Origin of the sequence: Thermobifida cellulosilytica TB100 (genome assembly GCF_001517975.1) — a bacterium.
Classification (GTDB): domain Bacteria; phylum Actinomycetota; class Actinomycetes; order Streptosporangiales; family Streptosporangiaceae; genus Thermobifida; species Thermobifida cellulosilytica.
The window spans coordinates 99,808-106,611 of record NZ_KQ950186.1; the positions used below are offsets into that span (position 1 = coordinate 99,808).

At 72.7% G+C, this 6,804-nt stretch carries 5 protein-coding genes and 1 tRNA gene; 4 read left to right on the plus strand and 2 right to left on the minus strand.

The features are described from left to right. Positions 1 to 743 precede the first annotated feature (743 nt). Complete coding sequence (locus tag AC529_RS17175) at positions 744 to 1,433, plus strand: sirohydrochlorin chelatase (RefSeq protein ID WP_068758392.1); 690 nt, start codon at positions 744 to 746, stop codon at positions 1,431 to 1,433. Positions 1,434 to 1,746: 313 nt separating this feature from the next. Continuing rightward, positions 1,747 to 2,667, plus strand: a complete 921-nt coding sequence (locus AC529_RS17180) for an aminoglycoside phosphotransferase family protein (protein WP_068758393.1) — start codon at positions 1,747 to 1,749, stop codon at positions 2,665 to 2,667. 329 nt (positions 2,668 to 2,996) lie between these two features. Here AC529_RS17180 and AC529_RS17185 read toward each other — a convergent pair whose 3' ends face one another. Then, positions 2,997 to 3,770: a protein phosphatase 2C domain-containing protein gene (locus AC529_RS17185; RefSeq protein ID WP_068758394.1), complete on the minus strand. Its 774-nt coding sequence runs from the start codon at positions 3,768 to 3,770 to the stop codon at positions 2,997 to 2,999. 433 nt (positions 3,771 to 4,203) lie between these two features. Here AC529_RS17185 and AC529_RS17190 point away from each other — a divergent pair, with 433 nt between their 5' ends. Continuing rightward, the gene (locus tag AC529_RS17190) at positions 4,204 to 5,697 is read left to right on the plus strand and encodes a carboxylesterase/lipase family protein (RefSeq protein WP_068758395.1); all 1,494 of its coding nucleotides are present in this window, start codon (positions 4,204 to 4,206) and stop codon (positions 5,695 to 5,697) included. A 688-nt stretch (positions 5,698 to 6,385) separates the two neighbouring features. Here the strand turns inward: AC529_RS17190 and AC529_RS17195 are convergent. Continuing rightward, positions 6,386 to 6,457 (minus strand) — tRNA-Arg (locus AC529_RS17195). A gap of 120 nt (positions 6,458 to 6,577) precedes the next feature. Between AC529_RS17195 and AC529_RS17200 the strand changes: the two genes are divergently transcribed. Continuing rightward, positions 6,578 to 6,804: response regulator (locus AC529_RS17200; protein ID WP_157080253.1), on the plus strand; the 227-nt coding region annotated here is incomplete at its 3' end.

The window sequence follows — 6,804 nt, forward strand, 5'->3', positions numbered from 1 at the left end:
GCAGCAGCGCGTCGAGCAGGTCCAGGGCCGCCTCGCCGGACAGCAGCGCTCCCAGGCCGGGGACCCGGGGGTCCGCGAGGGCCAGCTCCCGGTCGGCTCCGTGGTCCACCCGTTCCTCCTCCGCTTCCCGCCCCGGCTGTCCGGATCGGGCGGGGCGCACGCTCCCGGCGGACGCCCCGGTCCGCCGCGGGGAAGGCGTCCCGCAGGAGCGGCGCTCGCAGGCAATTCACCCGCCCGACCGTCCACTCCTTTCAATTTCTACCATTCTGGGCCGCGGTTTCACGAGGATCGGTCAGGAAATCATGTTCAACGCTGTCCGAATCTGGGTATTTTCCGGGTACCGCGTCACCGGAATAGCCCGGACGAGCTCCGGTGAATCTCCTGGAAGGCTGACACTTGACCGGAACCCGCCATCCCACGCCCCGCGGGGACGCGTCCCCTGCGTTCTGCGGAACGACATCGCGAGTGATGGGCGCAACATTACCGCGATATGGAAGGGGGATTTTCCGTCGATTATCCTCTTCGGTGCGAGGCTACCGGAGACGGTCGGCGGAGAGATGACTCCCCGGCCCGCTTACCGGAGTCAACGACCTGGTCTTTGTCCCGGCTTTGAACGGGTGGGACGGCATCATTGGCCGCTGTTAGCGCACGCGTAACACGGCTTCATTCGTGTGAAACCCATGCTCATTAGGCTTCCGGATTAACGGGCAGGGTTACCTCGGGTCTTTATGGAGGCAGTGGTTATGGTCCCGACGATGGTTCTCGTGGCGGACGGCACACGTGACGTCCAGCGCAGAGCAGCCCTGCACGACCTGGCGGAAGCGGTGGCCGAGCGCCGGGAGGCCCCGGTGCGTGCGGCCTTCGGAACGCAGGAGGAACTGCGAGCCACGGTGGAGTCCACCGAGGGCCCGCTCGTGGTGGTCCCGGCCTTCCTCGCGGGAAGCGACGCCGCCAGCACCGAACTCCTCGCCGGCCTCGACCTCAGCGGCCGGTTCGACGCCTGCACCACGGCCCCGCTGGGCGCGGTGCCCTCGATCGTCGCCCAGCTCGTCACCCGGCTGCACGCCGCGGGATGGCAGCCCGGCGACGGCGTCGTCCTCGCCGCGGACGGGGGGATGGACCTGCCCGGCAACAGCGAGCGCCGCCAGGTGGTGGACGTGGCCCGTATGCTGAGCCGCCGCGTCCAGACCCCGGTCCAGGTCGGCTACCTGCACACGTGGGCGCCCTCGGTCGCCGACGCCGTGGCCCGGCTGCGCCGCAACGGGCACTCCCGGGTGGCCGTGGCCACCTGGCAGCTCGTGGACGGCGCGGACCTGGACGGCCTGCGCGAGATCGACGCCACCGCGGTCACCGCCCCGCTCGGTCCCTCGCCCGTCGTCGTGGAGACCCTGCTGGCCCAGCACCGCGCCGCCACCTCCCGGCTCGCGGCATGACCCCAGGCTCCGGTCGGCTCCCGGGGTGCCGGCCGGAAACAGACCGCGGGAGCGCTCTGCCCGAAACGCCCCGCGGACTTCCGCCCGGGAGACCGGACTCCCGGGCCTCTTCCCTGCCCGCGACACGTTGTCCGGCCCCGGTCATTTCGCCCCGAGCCCACTGCCGGGGACGCCTTTTCTCCCTGGACACCCGGCCGGAAGCCGTCCGCACTCCGCCGCCCGTGATCCCGGAATACCGATGGGGGAGGAGTGATAGGGGCGCAGGAGGGAAGCACGGATAGAGGAAAGACGGTCTTCCTAGGGTGGAGAACCCATGAGTGACGTCGTAGCGAAACCGATTGACGACAAACAGCGAGACCGGCTGGTCCGGCGTTTCGGCGCCGGTGCGCTGCACTGGTTGGACGGGCTTCCCAGCCTCGTCTCAGAACTCGCCGAGAAGTGGGGCTGCACCGTCGAGGGAATGGGGCCGCACGGCCAGACCTCGGTGGTCTTCCACTGCCGGCGCGACGACGGAGGCGCCGCGGTGCTCAAGGTGAGCCCCGAGCCCGCCCTCATCGCCGCCGAAGGCCGGGGCCTGGCCCTCTGGGCCCCCACCGCCCGGGTTCCGGAGGTCTACGAGGTGGACGCGGAACGCGGCGGAATCCTGATGGAGGCCATCGAACCCGGGTTCACCATCGCCGAACTCGGCGTGGTCCCCCCGATGGAGCAGATCAGCGCCTTCATCAGCGACCTGCACGCGGTCAAGCTCAGCGAGTCGGAGCGGTGGGAGCTGCACCCGCTGGGCAGCCGGGTCAACTTCCTGTTCGACCTGTGGGAGCGGTCGCGCGTCGAGGGCCGGGCGGCCGACCTCGTCCCCGCCCCGCTCATGCACCACGGCCACGCCCTGGCCCGCAGCCTGGCCTGGGAGGAGGACAACGCGGTGCCGCTGCACGGCGAACTCCACCCCGGCAACCTCCTCGACGGGGGCGTCAAGCGCGGCCTGGTCGCCATCGACCCGCGCGGCTGCCTGGGCGACCCCGCCTACGACGCGATCGACTGGGCGGTGTGGAAGGCCGAGTCGCTCGACGAGATCCAAGAGCGCTGCCTCGTCCTCGCCGCCGGAATCGGAGTGCCCAGCCAGCGGCTGTTCCGGTGGTGCGTGGCCTTCGCCCCCATCTTCGCGACCGCGCTGGCCAACCGCGGACGCGCAGACACCCAGGCGTTCAAGGTGGCAATGGAGCTCTCCGCCGCCTGACCCCCCGACCGCGGGTGACCGCAGGTCCGCCCGCACGCTCTTGACCGCCCGAACCCAGAGATCGGGACGGGAGAAGAGGAAACCCACACGCCGGTGTCCCGGTGGACGCACTCCTCCCCCGGAGCGCGGACGCCCGTCCGCTCCGTCCGCCACGGACACGACCAGCCACGTCTCGGACCGGTGCCCGCGGGAGCCCGGTGGACGGCCGCGGTCCCCTCCGGCCGTCCCGCACCCGGTGCGGCGACGGCTCCGGCAGGCCCGGGACGGTGGTCGCGCCGGCCCACCGCGGTGGACCGGCGCGACCACCGTCCGCCCGCTGCACCGCACGGTCAGCGGGCGGACCTGGCCAGCCTGCGGATCTGCTCCGGAGCGAACACCGCGTGCAGCACGGTGGCGTCGTCGTGCAGCTTGCCCAGCGCCACGCCGTGCCGTCGCTCCTCGGCGCGGACCCAGTCGACCAGCGAGTGCGGCCCGTGGAGGCGCAGGTGCTCCCAGACCTGCTCCCAGGTGTGCCCGTAGTAGTCCACCAGGCGGGAGCAGCCGTCCGACATCAGCGCGAACTCGCTGGTCCGCACGGTCCCGGTGAGCGCCTCGTAGGCGGCCTCGGGAACCGTGCTGGCCACCCAGAACCCGCCGGGGGCGTTGCGTGACTTCCGGACCAGCTCCCTGCTGTAGGGGCGGCCCCCGGGCAGGCGGTCCACCCGGTCGTCGCTGACCGCCCGCACGGTCCCGTCCTCGTCGGCGAAGACCACCGCGGTGTCGGCCAGGACCAGGTAGTCGAAGCCCTCCTCGTGCCGCCGGGCCAGGGCCACCGTCGCCGACGGGCTGTCGGGGTTGTCCAGGTCGCAGCTTCCGCCGTGCGCGTAGCGGACCCGCTCGATCGCCACGGCGAGCGCGTCGGTCAGCGGCATCGGCGTGCTCAGCGTGATGCGCAGGGCCTCGGCCAACTGGTCCACCAGCCAGCTCACGTCGTGGATGCAGCCGCTGTCCACTCCGGACGGCGCGGTGGCCCCGTCCAGGACGAACGCCCAGTTGGCTCCGGCGCCGAGACGGTCCTCGTTGTGCGCTCCGACACCGCGGCGGCTGGCCTGCCTGATTCGCATGAGCCCCTCTTTTCACAGTCCGTGGCAGGGGCGCCGCGGGTCGGCGCCCACTTACGCCGGTTTGGGTTGGGATGAGCTTTCCGGGGGCCGAAATCGGTGGGGTTGGCGGCCCGCGGGGGACGAAAGTGTCGCGACAGCCGCGCAGCAGTTCGGCCGCGCGCCTGTCGGACAGGTGGATGCGGGGTGCGCGGCGTCCTCGCCGCGCGGGACGGCGCGCTGCCCGGCTGGTCGGTTTCGCGGACGATCGGTGCCATACGACCAGGTGGCAACGCTTTTGTGGCTGCTCGGGGATTTCGCCGACAGTAGCCTGTCACGCGCCCTGAAACCGGAAAACGTCTCAGGCCGCGCAGGAAACTCGCAGAACCCCCTTGACACCGCACAACCCGCGTCATTAGGAAAAGACCGACCGGTCGGTAAAGAAAGGGGCAAATGCGTGGAGATCGTGGTCAGGACGGAGACGGGAGCGGTCCGGGGGCGCAGGGAGAACGGGATCGCGGTCTTCCGCGGAATTCCCTACGCGGCGCCTCCCACGGGCGCCGACCGCTTCACCGCGCCCCGGCCGCCCGAACCCTGGGACGGCGTGCGCGACGCAGCGGAATTCGGCCCCACCGCGCCCCGGCCGCCCTATCCCGAGGCCATTGACCGCCTCCTCGTCGAGCGGTTCATTGCGGGGGAGGACTGCCTCAACCTCAACGTGTGGACCCCCGACCCGGGCGCGGTGGGGCTGCCGGTGATGGTGTGGATCCACGGCGGCGCGTTCACCAACGGGTCCGGCTCCGAACCCGTCTACGACGGCGCGGCCTTCGCCCGCGACGGCGTGGTCCTGGTCAGCTTCAACTACCGGCTGGGCGTCATCGGCTTCGCCGACCTGCCGGACGCCCCCGCCAACCGGGGCCTGCTCGACCAGATCGCCGCCCTGGAGTGGGTGCGCGACAACATCGCCCGCTTCGGCGGGGACCCCGCCAACGTCACCGTCTTCGGGGAGTCCGCGGGCGCCATGAGCGTGTGCACCCTCATGACGCTCTCCCGGGCCCGCGGACTGTTCCGCCGCGCCGTCCTGCAATCGGGCGCGGGCACCGCGGCGGTGGCCCAGGAGGACGCCGCCACCATCACCCGGGTGCTCGCCGAACGGCTGGGCGTCAGCCCCACCGCCGCGGCGCTGGCCGAGGTGCCCACGCCCCGGCTGCTGGAGGTCCAGCAGCAGGTCAGCGCGGAACTCCAGGTCGCCCCCGACCCCGCGGTGTGGGGCGAGCGGATCGCGCGCGGCAGCGTCCTGCTGCCCTTCGCGCCCACGGTCGACGGCGCACTGCTGGCGCAGCGGCCCGCCGAGGCCGTCGCGGCGGGCGCCGGAGGCGACGTCGACCTGCTGTTCGGCACCACCTCCGACGAGTACCGGCTGTTCCTCGCGCCCACCGGGATCCTGCCCTTCGTCACCGGCGACCACCTCGCCGCCCGCCTGGCCCAGGCGGGCCTGGACGCCGACGCCGCCAAGGTCTACACCGCCGAGGGCCGCGGCGAGGAACCCGGCGACATCCTCGCCTCGGTCATCACCGACCAGGTGTTCCGCATCCCCGCCTACCGCGTCGCCGAGGCCCGTGCGGGCGCGTCCGCCCGCACCTTCGGCTACGAGTTCGCCTGGCGCACCCCGCAGCTCGACGGGAGCCTGGGCGCCTGCCACGCCGTGGAGGTGCCCTTCGTCTTCCGGACCCTGGACCGCGCCGCCCCGCTGGTCGGCGAGAACCCGCCGGAGGAGCTGGCCGAGGCCGTGCACGCCGCCTGGGTGCGCTTCGCCGCCACGGGCGACCCCGGATGGCCCCGGTGGACCCCCGAGACCCGGCTGACCATGCGCTTCGACCACCCCGAGGCGGCGGTGGCGGCGGACCCGCACCCGGCCACCCGCAGGCTCTGGGACGGCGTGCCGCTGTAGGCCGGGGAGGAACCCGGCCTACAGCGGCACACCGGGGCCGGAGCTGCTCCCGACACCGCGCCGGGAGGAGCCCCGGCCCCGGGGCGGCCGGGGTGACGGTGGCTGGTCGTACAGCCCTCCGCGTGCAGGCGGAGAGGCGCTCCTCTCGCCCGATGCCGCCGTCGGACACCGGGCGGGAGCGCCGCGGCGCGCTGTTGCAGCGCCGCCGGTGCCTCCGCCTCGCCACGCCTCGGCCGCCCGGGAACAAGGGGTCCCGGAGGCGGCGAGCTCCGGGGCTGCGCTCTCCCCGTCCGGCGTGACCGCGCAGAACGGGAAAGCGGCTGGCAGGAGAGCGGCCCGAGCCGGTGGGCCGGGAACAGCCCGGCTCCCCCCGCCGTCCGGTGCAGCAGGGGCGGGGCCGAACGCCTCCGGGGCCGAGGAGCCGACGAGCAGCAGCAGGCCAACTGCGGGAAGGCCGCAGCGCACCGGAGCCCCGCCGCCAGTCCCGGTCTTCCCCCTCACCGCTGCCCTCCGGCGCGGCGCTCCGCCCGTCCGCCGCCGCGACGACCGGAACCGGCCGGGAAGGCGGAGGAAGGCCCGGCGCCCGCCGCACCGCGTGGGCGTCCGGCAGGGGCGGAGGGGAGGTCCGGCCCCACGAAGAAACCCCGCTGACCACACGGTCAGTCGGGGTTGTGAAGTGCGTTCCGGGTGCCCCCTGCAGGATTCGAACCTGCGCACACGGCTCCGGAGGCCGTTGCTCTATCCCCTGAGCTAAGGGGGCGCTTCGCGTTCCCAACTCTAGCAGGGCCGCCGAGTGGGTTGCACGATCTTCATCACGGGCCCGCCCAACCCGCAGCGGAAGTGACAGCGGAGCGCTAGTGTCGCGCCCGTGACACAAGAGTTGGGACGCGTACTGGTGGTCGACGACGATGAGGTGATCAGACAGCTCATCGCCCTGAACCTGAGACTGGAGGGATTCGAGGTCCACACCGCCGCCGACGGGCAGGACTGCCTGGAGCGCGTGCGGGAGGTGGCGCCGGACGTGATCACACTGGACGTCATGATGCCCCGGCTGGACGGCTGGGTCACCGCCGAGCGGCTCAAGGGGGACGCCGACACCAGGGAGGT

What these genes read in the sequence shown, in the direction of transcription:
- AC529_RS17180 (WP_068758393.1), top strand. Translation starts at nt 1,747, where the DNA reads ATGAGTGACGTCGTAGCGAAACCGATTGACGACAAACAGCGAGACCGG.
- AC529_RS17185 (WP_068758394.1), bottom strand. Translation starts at nt 3,770, where the DNA reads ATGCGAATCAGGCAGGCCAGCCGCCGCGGTGTCGGAGCGCACAACGAG.
- AC529_RS17175 (WP_068758392.1), top strand. Translation starts at nt 744, where the DNA reads ATGGTCCCGACGATGGTTCTCGTGGCGGACGGCACACGTGACGTCCAG.